The sequence below is a fragment of the Frankia sp. CeRuru1 genome (assembly GCF_977966315.1).
On sequence record NZ_CDWWEW010000077.1, the window covers coordinates 1 to 16,251 of the forward strand.

Below are 16,251 nucleotides of genomic sequence, written 5' to 3' on the forward strand. Positions count from 1 at the left end.
TCGGCGGTGCGCTGACCGAGGTCGCGAACTGGCGGTGGGTGCTGTTCGTCAATGTGCCGATCGGGGTGGCGCTCCTCGTGGCTGCCCGGCTCGTGCTTGTCGAATCGCGGGGCCAGTTGAGCCGGCTGCGTGATCTTGACATTCCCGGCACGGTGACCGTCACCGGGGGCCTGGTGCTGTCGGTCTACGGCATCGTCCGCACCGAGAGTTCCTCCTGGACGTCCCCGGTCACGCTCGGGATGCTGGCCGGGGCGGTAGTGCTCCTTGCCGCGTTCGTGGTCGTCGAGGTCACGACCCCCGCCCCGCTGGTGCCGCTGAGCATCTTCCGCTACCCCGGGCTCGCCGCAGCGAACGCGGTCGCCGCCTTCCTCGGCGCCGCGATGTTCACGATCTTCTTTTTCCTCACCCTCTTCCTCCAGCAGGCTCAGGGTTACAGCCCGCTGCGCGCCGGGGTGGCCATGCTCCCGATGCCACTTATGATCATTGTTGCCTCGCGGATCGTCACCCGGATGATCGGGCGGCTCGGTCCGCGTCCGATCATCGTGTTCGGTCTCATGAGCGGAACGGCAGGTCTGCTCTGGCTGTCGACGATCACCCGGGACGGCTCGTACTGGGTGCACGTGTTCGGCCCGGTCCTGATCATCGGGTTGGGGGTGGGCTCTGTCATGGTCGCGATGGTCGCCGCGGCCACGGCGGGCGTGCCGATGCGCCTGGCGGGCCTCGCGTCCGGTTTGATCAACACCAGCCGCCAGATCGGCGCGGCGATCGGCCTCGCCGCGGTGTCGACGATCGCGACCAGGTATACCGACGGCCGTCTCAGGCACGGGGCCGCGCGGCTCGACGCGCTGGCCTCCGGCTACTCCCTCGGGCTGTTCATCGGCGGCTGCGTCCTCGCCGCCGGGATCCTGGCCGCGCTGCTGCTGCCCCGTGTCCGGCGGCCCGAGCCGGAGCCGGCCCTCGGCGCGGCGGAGAAGACTGCGTCCGGGGCCTCGGACGACGAGGACCAGGCACTCGCGGAGGTCTGATCCATCTCCATCAGCCGCGCGGACATCAGATCGCGGATCTGCGCAGCAGCCCGACGAGCTCACTGCCCGCGCGTAGCTCCCCGTCCGGGCCGAAGACCTCGACGCGGCCGATCGTCCGGCCGTGGCCCGCGTGCAGGGTACGCACCCGGAACAGGTGCCAGTCCCGGACGTCCAGGTCGTCGTAGAAGGTCACATTCTGCGAGAGGACGGCGACTGCCAGGCGCTTGGTGGGGGTCAGGCCGGTGACGGCCAGCAGGTCGGACAGCGGCAGCAGCTCGCAGCTGTGCGCGATGAACGCCCTCCACAGGGACCGGTCCTCCGGCGCCCCGGGGATGCGCTGCCATTGGTCCAGCTGATGGGTGCCCGCCCGGGGAAGCACCCGAACCTCCCAGGGCATCATCGGACGGTCGAGGGGGCTGGCGTGCTCCGGGCCGAGGAAGTCGGACTCGGTGGAGCGCAGGCGCAGGAAGTCCGGCTCTGGGGAGCGGAGCATCACGTCCGCCCGGCAGATCTGCAACGAGTCTTGTCGGAAGGTCAGGGCCAGGGAGTCGATCGACCGCCCGTGGGCCAACCGCTCGACGTCGATCCAGACCGGTTGGCGGCAGTCGCCGGGGCGCATGAACACCGTCTGCAGGCTGTGCGTGATCTTACTGGGGGTCATACGCTCGGCGAGAACGATCTGCTGGCCGAGCAGCTGCGCCCCGAGGACGCCGCCGTGTGTGCTGAGCAGGCATCGGGCCGGCACCGGCGGAACATCCCCGCCGAGGTCGAGAACTGCCAGTAGTTCACTCAGAGTGCACTGGCCGGGCGCCGGCGCCCTATCGGCCCGATCCTGCGCGCCGGCCTGTTGCTCGGGGGTCTCACCAGCTCGTGCGCCCGTCGTCTCCGCGGATTGTGTACCCACAGTGCACCCTTCCCGCGGACGCTCGCCAGGTGCGAATGCCGCGGATATCCTCGCCGGACGCCCGCGCTGGACGCCCAGGTCGGGGGACCGTGACCGGTCGCTGCACTCTCTGCCGAATTGTCACACGTGGATCATGACTCCGCCCGACGCGGAGCCTCGCGGCAAATATCGGCCTATTCGCCGCCGACCGCTGGTCACAGTGGCGCACGTCACATTCCATTGAGTCCGTATGGCAGATAAAGGTTGCTACTTATCGGTTTGTCCGCCGATTTCGGACTGTTACCGATCTCAGACTGCTCTGGAATCTGCTTCGAATCCCCCGTAGGGGCGGGTGATGATCTCCATGCCGTGGCCGGCCGGGTCCAGGAAGTACAACCCCCGTCCGCCGTCATGATGATTGATCTCGCCCGGGTGCTTGCGGTGCGGATCCGCGTAGTAGGTGATCCCGGCCCGTTGGATCCGCTTGAACGCCGCGTCGAACTCCTCCTCGGAGATCAGGAACGCATAGTGCTGCGTAGTGATCGACTCAACCGGTGCGGTGGCGAAGTCCAAGGTGACACCGTTTGCGGTGACGACCGGGATGAACGGTCCCCACGCGGCGCCGACCTTGAGACCGAGGATATCCGCTAGAAACTCGGCCGATTCCCGGTTGTTCCGGGCATGCACAATAGTATGATTCAGCTCGACTGGCATATGGATCTTCTCCGTAAGTCGCTTTGTCGGCACTTCCAGGGCCCGTGGTCCTCGGTGGAGATACCGGGAATGCTCGGATTCGGAATGTCGTAGTCCGCGAAGACGGCGGGGAGCCGGCATCACCACCTGATTATCCCACCCGGTCCTCGCCGTCTACCCGGTCCTCGTGCTGCCGGCGGTGCTCGTGGGATGGGTGCTCGTGGGACGGGTCATGCTCGTCCGGATCAAGCACCCGTCCCCGGACGAGGGAGTCGACGTGCAGCGTCACCGCGTCCCGGGTGACGTCGAGCGGAGCGACGACGAACCGACCGATTGGCAGGTAGGCGCCGTCGGGCCGGGAGTCCCAGCTGTGCAGCCCCACCCACCAGCGGTCCCGCGCGTCGGTGAAGGCATGGGCCCCGCTCGGTCCGAAGCCGACCTTTCCCCCGGTCAGCATCGGTTCGTGCGCCGGCCGGCAGGGCCCGAGCGGCCCCTTGCACGACGCGGTCGCCACCACCTGCCGTCCACCGAGCGGCGACGCGGCCGAATAGAGCAGATGGTGACGCCCGCGGGTTGAGATCATCGATGGTGCCGAGATCCGCCCCTGCTGCCAGGACAGGCTCGGGCGGAGCATGACGGCGGGTTCGCCGGCGAGCACGAGTCCGTCGGGTCGCAGCCGCTGCGCCCACAGCGTGGGCGGCGCGCCGTGGTTCCGGTCCGAGCCGCCGCCCGCCCCGGGGCTTGCCCAGGCCAGGTAAGCGCGTCCGGCTTCGTCGACGAAGGGGCTCGGATCCGAGCTGCCGCCGTCCGCGGTCTGGCAGATGAAGGGCGCGAGAGAGGTGTCGACGAACGGACCGTCGGCGGAGTCGGCGGTCGCCGCGGAGATACAGCGGACGCCGAGGCCACGCACGGCCGTCGCGTAGTACATGACGAACCCGTGGCCGAAGGCGCCGACGGCCGCCGGGCCGAGGCCGCCCGCGGGGTCGGCCCAGGGCGGCAGGGCGTGCAGCGCGGCCGGCTCGATCGTCCAGCTCCGGCGGTCCCGGCTGGAGAGCACGTCGACGGTGCCGGGGGAGTCCGGGTCCACGCCGAAGGCATAGGTCGTCCGGTTGTGGGTGATCAGAGACGGGGTCGAGAACTCGATCCCGGGGACGAGGACGGCCCGGGAACCCGGGCCCGGACCGGACCTGGCAAGGTACAACCCGCCTAGGACGATGATGATAACGACCACCGCGGGCTGGCGCCGAGCGAAGTCGATCAGACCCTGAGTGAGCCCGGCGCCTCGCTCTCCGGCCATCCCGCCACCATCCTCAGCGTACGTATCTGAGTGAGCATCTAATGGCGGAGTGTATTCACGATCAGCTCGACTTCACCGGACGTGGGTCGGTGCCGGCTCGGTCGGTGCCGGTTCCATCTGGGCCGGCTCGGCGGACAGCTTGTGCAGCAGGGTGGCACTACGGGCGTTCACCCCGACCAGGCTCACCTGCGTGCCGCGTTCGCGGTACTTCGCGCACACGTCGTCGAGGGCGGTGACCGCCGCCGAGTCGAGAAGGTGGGCTTCCGAGAGGTCGATGACCACCCGTCCGGGATCGCGCGCGTAGTCGAAGGCGTTCACCAGATCACTGGTCGAGGCGAAGAACAGCGTGCCCTGGACGGCGTAGATCCTCTCCCGGCCCTCCGGGTCGAGCACGCTGGTCACCAGCGCCAGATTCGCGGCCCGGCGGGTGAACAGCAGCGCGGCCAGCACGACGCCCACCCCAACCCCGTAGGCGAGGTTGTGGGTGGGCACCACGACGGCGACGGTCGCCACCATGACCGCGGTCTCGCTGCGGGGCATCCGGCGCAGCGTCGAGGGCTGGATGCTGCGCCACTCGAAGGTCATGACCGACACCATGATCATAACCGCGACCAGTGCCGACATCGGGATGACCCGCACGAGGTCGCGCAGCGGGACGACCAGCATGAGCAGGAAGCCGCCGGCGGCGAAGGTCGACAGCCGGCCCCGCCCGCCCGAGCTGACGTTCACCATCGTCTGGCCGATCATGGCGCAGCCGCTCATCCCGCCGAAGAAGCCGTTGACGATGTTGGCGATCCCCAGGCCCCGGGATTCGCGGTTCGGGTCATGCGTGGTGTCGGTCAACCGGTCCACGATCTGCGCGGTCAGCAGCGTCTCCACCAGGCCGACGGCGGTAAGCGCCACCGCGTACGGGGCGATGATCCGCAGTGTCTCCCAGGTCAGCGGAACGTCGGGCACGCCGGGGACGGGCAGTGAGCTCGGCAGCCGGCCCTCGTCGCCGACGGTGGGGACGGAGATGTCGAAACCGGCGGTGACGAGGGTGAGGACCGCCACCGCCACGAGCGGCGGCGGGACCGCTCTGGTCAGGCGGGGGACGGCCAGCAGGATGGCGAGGCCCGCGGCGACGAGGGCGTAGACCTGCCACGACTTGCCGATCACGTGCGGCATCTGCGCGGTGAAGATGAGGATGGCCAGCGCGTTGACGAAGCCGATCATCGCGGCCCGCGGGACGAACCGCATCAGCCGTGCCACCCCGAGCCGGCCGAGCACGAACATCAGCAGGCCCACCCCGATGGTCGTCGCCAGCAGGTAGTTCAGGCCGTGGTCGCGGACCAGGGGGGCGGCGACGAGGGCCATGGAGCCTGCCGCCGCCGAGATCATCGCCGGGCGCCCGCCGGTGAACGCGATGACCACCGAGATGGTGAACGACGCGAACAGACCGACCTTCGGATCGACCCCCGCCACCACGGAGAAGGAGATCGTCTCCGGGATCAGCGCGAGCGAGGTCACCAGGCCGGCGAGCAGTTCCACCCGGACGTAACGAACCCCCGGCCAGTGGCGGGTGAGGCGGCGGGAGTACCAGGGGCCGCCGGGGGCCGTCCGGCGAACGAAGCCCCCGGCGTCGGCGGCCTCTCGGGCGGTTGCACCAGGCATGGCGGCGGCCTCCCCTGCCCTGCGACGAGGGGGCTACCTTCCCCGAGTCCTGTTAGTCCCACTTGACTATACAAAGGCGGTTTCGTCGTGACAGCGGGTGGGTTCGCCGGTCAGGCCCGAGGCGCGCCGAGGCGTACCAGATCGCGCTGCATCTGGTCGATCTCCATCGACTGGGCGAGCACCATCGCCCTGGCCATCGCCCGTACCCGGTCCTCACCGGCGTGCATCGCCGCGTACTGGGCCATGGCCAGCCCCCCACGATGGTGGCGCACCATCAGGGTGAGGAAGAGGACGTCGAGGTCATGGCCCCGGATCGAGGCCAGCCGTTGCAGCTCGGCGGGGGTCGCCATGCCCGGCATGCGCGCGGTGTCCCGCGGGTCGCTGGACGCGTCCTGCGCCGCACCCCCGGCCAGGCCCGGCATGGACATGCCGGGCCTGGCGGCGCCGTGACCGTCATGACCATCCTGCCCGCCCGAGGCCCCGTTGACGGTGCGGGAGTCCCGCATCCACCGCATCGGTGTCCCGGAGGTGGACTGGGGCCGCCCCCATCCGGACAGCCACGAGGACATGATGCCGATCTCGCGTTGCTGGGTCAGCGCGATGTCCTGGGCCACGCTGCGGGTGTCCTGGTCACCGCCGTGACTGAACTCGATCATGGCCATCTGCACCGCCTGGGCGTGATGCTCGGACATGTCCCGGGCGAAGCCGACGTCGACCGACCCCTCAGCCGGTGGCCGGCTGGCGAGGTTGCCCAGCGCCGCGCCGGCCGCCAGCAGGCCGGCTACCACGGCGAGCATCACCGGCGCCCACCACAGCCGGCTTCGGGCCCAGCGGCGTCGCGGCCGCGTGTCACTCCCGCGCGCCGCATCGCCGTCGCTGGCCGGCGGGTCGTCGCCGGCTGGCCGGTCGTCGTTCGCCGTCATCATGATCACCTCGGTTGGGCGGGTGAGTTGCCCGGGCAGGTGGTCAAACGTGCAGGTGGGAGTTGAAGACGAACGTCCGCTTGCCCACCTGGACGCGGGTGCCGGGGATCAGGGGAGCCGGCTGGTGCGGGCTCAGCGGCGTCCACACGGTCGCCTCCGGCGGGGCGATGTAGGTGCCGTTCGCCGAACCCTGATCGGTGATGACCGCGTCCCAGCCGTTGAGGGTGATGATGGCGTGTACCCGGGAGACCGCGCTCTCGCCGTCCTCGACCGGCAGCGCCCGTGCCTTCCCGGCCCGGACCGCATCGTCGCGGTCCGGCTGGCGGCCGATCACCAGGTCCATGTCGACGTTCATGGTCTGGCCGTCGTCGAAGACGAGGACGCCGACGGGCGGCCGGGGGCCCCAGACCGTGCGGGTGTTCTGCTGGGCGAGCGACAGGCCGCACTCGGAGCAGTACGGCGCCTGCGGGTGGTTGAAGTGGCCGTTGGCGCATAGCACGCCCTCGACCTGAGGCTCGCCGCTGCTCGGCAGCATCGTCGGTGCCTCGTCGTCCTCGATGAGGTCGGAGACGGTGAAGCTCTGGCCCGGGAGCTGGGTCAGGGCGTCGTGCTCGTCGTCGGTGAGGTCGTCGCCTAGATCGTCGGAGAGGCCCTCGCGGTGGCCGACGGGCCCGGCGTGGCCGGCGTGGCCGTGACTGCCACCCAGATCGCTCCCGGCACGCGGGATCGAGTCACGCTGGGCCAGCTCGGTGGGCGGATCCTCGTCGAGCTCGTCGAGCTCGTCAAGGTCGGCTGCCTGCGTCGGTTCGGCGGCGGCGCGGCGCCGGTGGGCCTCCTCCTCCTTGCTGAGCAGGGGGGCGAGCGCCGGCGGGGTGGTCGACATCGGATCGGGGGCGCGAGTTCCCGGCGTGGGGATGGGCGCGGCGCCGGTCATCGGCTCCCGGACCGGATCGAACCCGGCAAGCAGCTGCTCGGCGGAGGCCTTCGGCGCGGGCAGCGACGGCGTGTCGCTGAGCAGCAGACTCACCCCGATCCCGGGCACGGCCCCGATGCGCAGGTCGAGCGGGAAACCGAGATCGCCGAGCCCGCCGGGGAAACCCGTCGGCCCGACCATGCCGGTGGGGCCGACGTCGATCCGGCTGATCTCGGTGGGCAGCAGCCGGTCGACCCACGTGGCCGAGTCGACGCCGGAGAGCGTCACCCCGGAGCTGCCCGTCGCGACGACGTCCATCGCCCCGTGGACCAGCGCGGCGACCCGGTCATTGACCGTGGTCAGCAGGCTGAAGTCGGGCACCCGATCCGGATCGGCGTCGGCCAGCAGCCCTGCGACCCGGCGCACCAGCCGGCGACCCATGGTCGACGCGGTGGCGCCCACCTCGGCGGCGACCTCGGCGCACAGCGCCAGCAGCCTGGTGGTCGTCTCGGCCGTCTCCGACCGGCCGGCACGGGCGACGATGAGTGCGCCGGGCAGCCGGACGACCACTCCCGCCCGATCTCCGCGCCCGGATTCCACGACCACCCGGAAACGGTCCAGTCCCGCCATGACCTCGCCCCTCGTATCCCGCACCTCGGAGGATCCCGACCTTGAAGGATCCCGCACTCCGAACATCGGTGCCGATCTTCAGGCTATCGGCTCCGGTGCGTATCCTCGCCGCCTATCCTGCCGTGCCGCGCCGGCACCGGAAACCGCCCGTCACCGCACACCCGTGGTCACCGCACACCCGTGGTCACCGCACACCCGTCCTCGGGTCGGTCACCCCAGCGCGCGGTCGAGATGGATCGCGGCACTGATCAGGGCGAGGTGGGTGAACGCCTGCGGGAAGTTGCCGAGCGCCTCCCCGGAGGAACCGATCTCCTCGGCGTAGAGCCCCACGTGGTTGGCGTAGGTGAGCATCTTCTCGAAGACCATCCGGGCCTCGGCGACCCGACCGGCCCGGGTCAGTGCCTCCACGTACCAGAACGAGCACAGGTTGAAGGTGCCCTCGTCACCCGTGAGGCCGTCGCTGCCGTCCGCGGCGTACCGGCGCACCAGACTGTCGCTGACCAGGTCCTCGCTGAACCGTTCCAGGGTCGACAGGAACCGGGGGTCGGTGGGGCCGGAGAACTTCACCAGCGGCATGCACAGCAGGGATGCGTCCATCCGTGGTGAGCCGGGGAACTCCATGTAGGCGCCGCGGGTGGGGTTCCACGCCTCGTTCTGGACGAACCGGTAGGCCTGCCCGGCGTAGTCCTTCCATTCGTTCGTCGGCCCGGGCAGGCCACGCTGGCGCGAGATCCGGCAGGCCCGTTCGAAGGCGACCCAGGTCATCACGGCTGAGTAGGTGAAGCGCTGGCGCCCACCCCGGGTCTCCCAGATGCCCTCGTCCGGTTCGTCCCAGTGCTTGGCCAGCCAGTCGAGCTGGCGGCCCAGCGCCTCCCAGAGCTGGAAGGAGATCGGGACCTGCTTGTTGTACAGGTACACCGAGTCCATCAGTTCGCCGTAGATGTCGAGCTGGAGCTGTGTGGCGGCGGCGTTGCCGACGCGCACCGGCTTCGAGCCGCGATAGCCGGACAGCTGGTCGAGGACCAGCTCGTCCAGGTCGGCGTTGCCGTCCACGCTGTAGAGCACGTAGAGCCCGGAGTCCTTGGGTGCCTCGTGACATCGCTGTTCGAGCCAGTCCATGAACGCCGCGGTCTCGTCGGTGAAGCCGAGCGCCATCAGCGCGTACACCGTGAAGGCCGCGTCGCGGATCCAGGTGTAGCGGTAGTCCCAGTTGCGCACGCCGCCGAGCTCCTCGGGTAGCGAGGTGGTCGGCGCGGCCACCAGCGCCCCGGTGGGCCGGTAGACGAGCAGCTTGAGGACGAGAGCGCTGCGTAGCACCATCTCCCGCCAGCGGCCGTGATAGCGCCCGCGCCGGATCCAGGCCTGCCAGTAGTTCAGCGTCCGGGTGAACAACGTCTCCGCCTCACCGATGATCAATGGGCGGATGGTCGAGTTCCACTCGAGCACGATGTCGGCACACTCGCCCATCGCCAGCTCGAACTCGGCGACCACGGCCGTGGCCTCGACGCGCAGCGGCAGGGCCGTGCGCAGCACAAGGGTGCCGGCGGTCGACTCGAACACCGCGCCCGAACCGGGTACCAGGGTGACGGTGTGCGGGTCTCGGCCGTAGTCGAACCGGGGGTCGCAGCGCAGCCGGAACGTGGCGGTTCCACGCACCGCTCGCGCCTGGCGGACCACGACGTGCGGCGTCTCGGTGACGTCGCTGTCCACCGGGACCATGAAGTCGATGACCTCACCGACCGCGCGGGGGGCGAGGAAACGGGTCATCAGGATGTTCGAGTCGGGTAGGTAGAGCTGCCTGGCCCGGGAGTCCGGACAGTGGATGCGGAACGATCCGCCACGGTCGGCGTCCAGCAGACTCGCGAAAACCGACGGCGCGTCGAAGCGCTGCGGGCAGTACCAGTCGATCGTGCCGTCCGTGGCGACCAGGGCCACGGTACGCAGGTCGCCGATGACCGCGTGCTCTTCGATGGGCGGATAGTCGGTGTCGGGCATTCGTGGGCTCCGCGAAACGTGACCGGCCGAGGTCGGCCGTGGGGGTTACGGGACAGGGGGGAGGATGGACCACGTTGTCGCGGCCCGCCGGGAGCCGCCCGCGTCCTCCGACCGCCGCCGGTCGCCACGCGATTCGGTGGCAACCAGGCGAAGGTAACCCGTGGCGGAGCCCACGGGACCATGACCGGGCGTAAGCCACAGTGGCCGCGGCGAGCCGGTGAACGTGCGATGCCGGCGGTGGTTCGCGGCCACATCGGTGGCTACCAGGATCGTTGGGACCGGTTCACCGGTGGGGAACGGTAGTTTCCGGCGCGGGTGTGCGGGTGTTGCCGGATGCGCCCTGGTGGGGTCTCGGCGCTCGGGCCCCCACGGCGGCCACCTACGATCACGCTATGGCCGCCCACCCATCGACCGCCGAGGACGGTCGTGCCGCGTTGGTGATGTTCGCCCGGGGTGACCGGGTCTTCCCCGTCGACGACCTCGGTGGCGGGGTCTGGTCGCGGCGCGGCACGGTACTCGCCGTCCACCCGGCCGGCCGTCGCGAACCGGCCGGGAACGCCGACCCCGTGCGGGTCGAGTCGGCCCGCGGTGTGACCCCTATCACGGCCCGAGCGACCGTGCTGTGGGACGACGGCACCGCGGAGGTGATGGCGGAGGACCAGCTGTGTCTTGTCTACGACCAGGAGGCACCTGTCGGTATCCGGGTCGTCACGCTGCCGATGGTCGAGCCGGTGGACGTGGTGCAGCACGGTGGCCACGTCGTGCTGGTCCTGCGCGACGGTCTACTGACACCCGCCGACGTGGAGATCCTGCGCGACAAGCTGCGCTCGGTGCGTGCGGCGCTGGCCTCCACACGGCCGGATCCGTCGTCCGTCGCCGAGCTGCGCCGCCGGGATCTCGACCTGCTGCGGGCCCTGATCGCCCAGTTGACCGGGGGCTAGCCCGGCACCGCGGGGGTACGCCGGGGGTACAGCCCGGCTCGGTGCCGGACGGCTCAGGACGTCGAGTAGGGGCCGGGGCGCACCCCGGGGCCGTAGGCGTTGCCGTTCATGCCGGCCCGCGGCTGCTCGGTCATCGCCTGGCTGACCTTCGACGCGATCGCCTCCGTGAGCCGGATCGCCTGGGTCAGCGACAGGTTCAGCACGATCTCGCTGTCATCGGTCATCGCGAAGCGTACCGACACATCCGCCATGGTGGTTCCTCCCAGTCTCGGCCCGCCCGACACCCGTCTCCGGTGGTTGGAGGTCGGAGGGAGGCCCGTTTGGGCGCTCACTGCCGCACGGCCTCGGGGCATGGTGACCGTCCCAGCCTCTCGGATCGACTTCTCGAGCTGTACGCGACCCCCCCGTTCAAGGACCAGGGCGGTGCTGCTAGTGGCGTCCTTGTTCGGCTCTTCGTGACCGTCCAACTTCGATAACCCCTGTCGCTGCGGCTGTCGCCGTTCCGGCTTGCCGATTCGTAATGGTTGCATCGCCTACGGTGGTGATGCTACGAATGGGGTGCGAAGTTGTGAGTCGGATCACGTTGAGGCGACGCCGCGGGCCTCGTCGGGGTTCACGGGTCGGCACCGTGGGCCTGGTGTGGTGTCCTGTCAGATCCAGCCCGGGAACCACATCCGGGCGCGCCACGAGGAGTAGGGGATCACCTCGGCGGCCAGGATCGGGTAGAAGTACGCGAAGAGCAGCACGACGATGATCGTGTAGATTCCGACCGACAGCGCCCCGACCAGGCGGCGGGTCTCCGACGCCTCGCGCGGGCCGAGGACGAGCCCGGCCAGCGCCGTGATGGCGAGGACCAGGAACGGCAGCGACGGCAGCGCGTAGAAGAAGAACATCGTGCGGTTCGGGAGCAGCAGCCACGGCACGAAGGCCGAGCCGAACCCGACCAGCACCAGGGCCGCCCGCCAGTCCCGCCGGGAGACCCACCAGGCGAGCATCGCGACCAGCGCCGCCGTGCCGACCCACCAGATCGCCGGGTTGCCCAGGGCGAGGACCTCCCGGGAGCAGCCGGCCGGATCGTGGCAGCCCGAGGTCCCGTACGCCGGCGAGGAGTAGTAGTACGCGACCGGCCGCGCCATCACCAGCCAGCTCATCGGATGCGACGCGAAGGCGTGCCCCTCGTGGAGTCCCTCGTGGAACTTCAGCACCGCCATCTGGTACTTCCACCAGCCGTGCCACGCGGCGCCGAAGCCGTTGCCGTAGTAGTGGCGGTAGTAGCCGCCGTCGGTGGCGAACCAGCCGGTCCAGGTGGCGAGGAAGGTCACGATGGGGACGAGTAGGAACCCGGCGAACCAGGCCGGGCTGTCCCGGCGCAGTGCTCCCAGCACGGGTCGGCGGGCTCCGCCGGTGCGCCGCGCTCCGATGTCCCACGCGAGGGCGAGCGCCGCGAAGCCGATGATCGTGTAGAGGGCGCTCCACTTCACTCCCATGGACAGTCCCAGGGCCACCCCGCAGGCCAGCCGCCAGGGGCGGAACCCCAGCCGCGGCCCGTACGTGTCGAGGAGGCGGTCGGCCCGGGTGGGCGGAGCCGCCGCGGTCGGGCCGCTGTCCGGGCCGGCGGTCGAGCCGCTGTCCGGGCCGGCGGCATTGTCCCCCAGCGGTGCTGATCCGGGACCGGAACCAGTCGGTTCCAGGCGGTCGGCGAGCCGGCGGCGGCCGTCGTCCCGGTCGAGCAGCAGACAGGCCAGCGCCACGACGACGCCAGTCATCAGGAAGATGTCGAGGATCCCGATGCGGCTCTGCACGAACTCCAGCCCGTCGAGGGCGAGGAGCAGACCGGCGAAGCAGCCCAGGAGCGTGGAGCGGAACATCCGTCGGGCGGCGCGGGCGAGGACCAAGACAGCGAGCGTCCCGAACAGCGCGGATGAGAACCGCCAGCCGAGCTCCGGACTGCCGTGCGAGACCCCGGCACAGTCGGTATAGCCGAACAGACCCTCGGAGGCGGCCATCAGCCACTTGCCGAACGGCGGATGGACGACGTAGGCCGGACCGGAACAGGTCGTCGAGTTGATCTCATACCCGGCCGTCAGCAGGCCCCAGGCGTCCTTGGTGTAGTAGACCTCGTCGAAGTAGATCCCGCGGGGCTCTGTGAGGTGCCAGAAACGCAGCAGCCCGGCGACGATCGCGACGGACAGGGTCGCCAGCCACCCTACGAGCGGCGACCGCGGCATCGGTGGGCACAGCCGCTCACGCACCGAGAGCGGCCGACCGCCGGCCGGGCCGGAGGAACCCGGGCCGGCCACCCGCGCCGCGTCCCCGCGACCGGTCGCCGTCCAGGGCAGGTGGGCCGTCGTCGCCGTCACACCGATCAGGGTAGGTCCTGGCTCCTGACAGACTGGTCGGGTGTCCGGGACCCTGGTGCTGTGCGGTGCCCCCATCGGTGACGTCCGGGACGCCAGCCCTCGGCTCGGCGAGATCCTCGCCACCGCGGATGTGATCGCCGCCGAGGACACCCGCCGGGTCCTACGGCTGGCGCACGCGCTCGGCGTGACGGTGTCCGGGCGGATCGTGTCGTGCTACGACGCGGTGGAAGGCGCCCGGGCCGCCCGGCTCACCGACTACCTGCGCCAGGGTGCCACCGTCGCGCTCGTCACCGACGCCGGGATGCCCGCCGTCTCCGACCCCGGGTTCCGGGTCGTGGCCGCAGCCGCCGCCGCGGGGATGGCCGTGACCGTCGTTCCCGGTCCGTCCGCCGTCACCGCGGCCCTGGCCGTCAGCGGGCTGCCGACGGACCGCTGGACCTTCGAGGGCTTCCTGCCGCGCAAGGGCGGCGACCGGCGTGGACGCCTTCGCGACCTGGCCGGCGAGCCGCGGACGATGGTGTTCCTGGAGTCCCCGCACCGGCTCGTGGCCGGCCTGCGCGACCTCGTCACGGCCTTCGGCGCCGACCGTCCGGCGGTGCTCTGCCGCGAGCTGACGAAGACCTTCGAGGAGATCGTCCGCGGCGACCTCGCCGATCTGCTCGGCTGGGCCACCGACGGCCGGGTTATCCGGGGGGAGTTCACGCTGGTGGTCGCCGGCGGTACCCGGGGCCGGGCCGGGCCGGGCGTGGCCGAACCAAGCGTGGCTGGGCCAAGCGTGGCTGGGCCAAGCGTGGCTGGGCCAAGCGTGGCCGGGCCGATCATCGACGGCAGGATCCTGGTCGCCGAGGTAGCCCGACGAACCTCGGCGGGGATGTCCCCGAAGGACGCGCGCAAGGCTGTGGCCGCCGAGTACGGCGTCTCCCGCAACGAGGTCTATGCCGCGGAGCTCGCCGCCCGGGCCGGGGACCGGGCCGGCGGGCGCTGAGCACGGTCGGCGGTCAGCAGTGGCGTTGGAGAACGAGGGCCTTGCCCAGGGCCGCCCACTCGTAGGCGATCACGTACGGCCAGGCCCGGCGCGGGGGCGGGACCCCCTGCATCCGCGTCTCGCCGTCATAGCAACGGTCGAGGCGCAGCCGGGCGCGCGTGCTCTGTGAGGTCGAGGCGACGACCATGAGCGAATGCCACCCGCGGCGTGCCGCCGCCGCGGAGGTCCACCGCGACTCGCCCTGGGTCGTCCGCGGATCGGGCGAGAAACAGATCACCTCGACCCCGGGAATGGGCCCGGGGCACGGGTCCTTCTCCGTCGGCGCCGAGACCGCGAGCACGGGTGCGTAGCCGGCCCGCGCGAGTGCGACGGCGCGTTCGAGCCGTCCCGGACTCCCGGCGAACATGACGATCGCGTCCACCGGGGCGGGAGCATCCTGGTGCGGAAAGACGAACAGCCGGGCCGTCGCCACCGCGAAGGCCACCGTCAGGCCACCGAGGATGCCCACTACGGCCCGGCGGCGCCACGGCCCCGCGGGAGCACGACCGAGTGGACCCGCTGCCATGTTTCCCCCTCCGCGGGCCGCCAAGTGCCGCCGTGAGTTTCTCAGTACCACGGCGGCACCCGAATCAACCACCGTTCACCCGCTCCGGGTGGTCCACCCCCCGGATGGGCCACCGCTCCGGACGGTTCACCCGCCCCGGATGGCCCGTCGGCGGCGGAGGCCCACTCACGTGGTGGGGAGTGTGCGCGAGGCCGGAGGCGTCCGGGGCTGCGCGGTCCGGGGCTGCGTGGTCGGGGGCTGCGTGGTCGGGGGCGTCGTCCCCGATCCGGCCGTCGGCGTGGGAGGGCTGATCGAAAACGTGCCCGTCCCCGGCGAAGTCCGCGACGCCGTCCCCGGGCGGCTGGTGAACAGCCGGGGATGGGCGAACGGTGCCCGCGCCGACTCACGGGGCCAGACCGTCCGGGAGGCACCGGCCTGCCACTGCACGATCGGGATCTGGTGGCCGACCTGGAGCCCCGTCGCCTCGTCCAGCCGGAAGCGACCGAGCAACGTGGTCGTGTCGATGCCCCGGGCGGCGGCGAGCACGGAGGTGTCCTGCACGCCTCCGCAGTAGCGAATGGCCCGTCCCAGGATCAGCCCGGTGACGTAGGCCCAGGCCGCCGTTTCGGTCGGCGCGACGCCGTGCAGGGCGGTGAAGTCGGCGGTGAACTCCCGCGCGGTCGGACCGGTCGCGGTCGGCTGGGTGCTCTCGGGCATCCAGCTGCCCGGCGCCAGCAGCTGCTCGCGCAGGTCGCCCAGGCTCGCGGTGGCCTGCGCACTGACGGCCGTGGAGAAGGCGGCCGCCCGCCACGGCCGGCGCAGCAGGATGTTCGCCGCCGCCAGCTCGTCGTCCGGGCCGGCGTGGACGATGAGGATGTCGCCCGGGGGCAGCCGGGTCGCGGTGAGGGCGGCCTTGCCCGGGGGGAAGACGTGCGAAGCCACCTCGAACGACTGCGCTACCGCGGCGGCCTTCGTTACCGATGTGATCTCGACGGCGGTGTCCCCGGAGGCGAGCAGGACGACCTTGCGGGCCCGTCGATCGGCCGCCCGCACGGCGGCGAGGACCCCGCGCGGCCAGGTCGAGGTGGCCGCGGCGATGTTCACGACGTTCGGGAAGGCCTGCCGGACGAAGCGCGTGGACGGGGCGCCGGTGTTGAAGACCACCCGGTCCGTCGCAGCACAGGCCGCGAGTGCCGCCCGGTGGCCGTAGGGTCCGAGCAGGGCGTCGGGTCCCGCGGCCACCGCGGCGCGCATGGCGGTGGCCGGATCGGGATACGCGTCGTAGGCGGTGAGACTCACCTCGTCCCAGGGCGGTGGGAGGCGTTCGTCACGCGCCCACAGGGTGACCCCTCGTAGCCCGGCGAGGCCCTGGGCGGCGTCGGGACCGGTCAGCGGGGGGACCAGGGCAA

Annotated in this window: 14 protein-coding genes; 3 read left to right on the forward strand and 11 right to left on the reverse strand. The window is 71.1% G+C overall.

All coding sequences use genetic code 11. The features are described from left to right. A partial coding sequence (locus AC08OP_RS08320) for an MFS transporter (protein WP_476613654.1) occupies nt 1-1,025 on the forward strand: 1,025 nt, incomplete at its 5' end. A 25-nt stretch (nt 1,026-1,050) separates the two neighbouring features. On the opposite strand, the gene AC08OP_RS08325 is transcribed toward AC08OP_RS08320, so the two are convergent. The 7 genes from AC08OP_RS08325 to AC08OP_RS08355 form a co-directional block, all read right to left on the reverse strand. Continuing rightward, a complete protein-coding gene (locus AC08OP_RS08325; RefSeq protein ID WP_476613655.1) occupies nt 1,051-1,929 on the reverse strand; it encodes an acyl-CoA thioesterase in 879 nt (292 codons plus the stop codon). Between the two features lie 288 nt (nt 1,930-2,217). Continuing rightward, nucleotides 2,218-2,622 (reverse strand): VOC family protein, encoded by a 405-nt coding sequence (locus AC08OP_RS08330; RefSeq protein ID WP_476613656.1) that lies wholly within the window; start codon nt 2,620-2,622, stop codon nt 2,218-2,220. Between the two features lie 130 nt (nt 2,623-2,752). Then, nucleotides 2,753-3,898 (reverse strand): family 43 glycosylhydrolase, encoded by a 1,146-nt coding sequence (locus AC08OP_RS08335; RefSeq protein ID WP_476613657.1) that lies wholly within the window; start codon nt 3,896-3,898, stop codon nt 2,753-2,755. A gap of 72 nt (nt 3,899-3,970) precedes the next feature. Next, the gene (locus tag AC08OP_RS08340; RefSeq protein WP_476613658.1) at nt 3,971-5,551 is read right to left on the reverse strand and encodes a SulP family inorganic anion transporter; all 1,581 of its coding nucleotides are present in this window, start codon (nt 5,549-5,551) and stop codon (nt 3,971-3,973) included. Nucleotides 5,552-5,661: 110 nt separating this feature from the next. Next, on the reverse strand, nt 5,662-6,477 hold the full coding sequence (locus AC08OP_RS08345) for a DUF305 domain-containing protein (protein ID WP_476613659.1): 816 nt from the start codon (nt 6,475-6,477) through the stop codon (nt 5,662-5,664). Between the two features lie 40 nt (nt 6,478-6,517). Beyond that, nucleotides 6,518-8,017, reverse strand: a complete 1,500-nt coding sequence (locus tag AC08OP_RS08350) for an FHA domain-containing protein (RefSeq protein ID WP_476613666.1) — start codon at nt 8,015-8,017, stop codon at nt 6,518-6,520. A 210-nt stretch (nt 8,018-8,227) separates the two neighbouring features. Further along, nucleotides 8,228-10,012, reverse strand: a complete 1,785-nt coding sequence (locus AC08OP_RS08355; RefSeq protein WP_476613660.1) for a glycoside hydrolase family 15 protein — start codon at nt 10,010-10,012, stop codon at nt 8,228-8,230. Nucleotides 10,013-10,404: 392 nt separating this feature from the next. Here AC08OP_RS08355 and AC08OP_RS08360 point away from each other — a divergent pair, with 392 nt between their 5' ends. After that, the gene (locus tag AC08OP_RS08360) at nt 10,405-10,953 is read left to right on the forward strand and encodes a hypothetical protein (protein ID WP_476613661.1); all 549 of its coding nucleotides are present in this window, start codon (nt 10,405-10,407) and stop codon (nt 10,951-10,953) included. A gap of 53 nt (nt 10,954-11,006) precedes the next feature. On the opposite strand, the gene AC08OP_RS08365 is transcribed toward AC08OP_RS08360, so the two are convergent. Next, complete coding sequence (locus AC08OP_RS08365) at nt 11,007-11,204, reverse strand: hypothetical protein (RefSeq protein ID WP_006541195.1); 198 nt, start codon at nt 11,202-11,204, stop codon at nt 11,007-11,009. 399 nt (nt 11,205-11,603) lie between these two features. Further along, nucleotides 11,604-13,313, reverse strand: a complete 1,710-nt coding sequence (locus AC08OP_RS08370) for a dolichyl-phosphate-mannose--protein mannosyltransferase (RefSeq protein ID WP_476613662.1) — start codon at nt 13,311-13,313, stop codon at nt 11,604-11,606. 40 nt (nt 13,314-13,353) lie between these two features. Here AC08OP_RS08370 and rsmI point away from each other — a divergent pair, with 40 nt between their 5' ends. Continuing rightward, nucleotides 13,354-14,298, forward strand: coding sequence for a 16S rRNA (cytidine(1402)-2'-O)-methyltransferase (rsmI, locus tag AC08OP_RS08375; RefSeq protein ID WP_476613663.1), 945 nt, complete (start codon nt 13,354-13,356; stop codon nt 14,296-14,298). A gap of 13 nt (nt 14,299-14,311) precedes the next feature. Here the strand turns inward: rsmI and AC08OP_RS08380 are convergent, their stop codons facing one another. Then, nucleotides 14,312-14,863 (reverse strand): YdcF family protein, encoded by a 552-nt coding sequence (locus tag AC08OP_RS08380; protein WP_476613664.1) that lies wholly within the window; start codon nt 14,861-14,863, stop codon nt 14,312-14,314. A gap of 165 nt (nt 14,864-15,028) precedes the next feature. After that, nucleotides 15,029-16,251 (reverse strand): type 1 periplasmic-binding domain-containing protein (locus AC08OP_RS08385; RefSeq protein WP_476613665.1); only part of this gene is annotated, 1,223 nt, incomplete at its 5' end.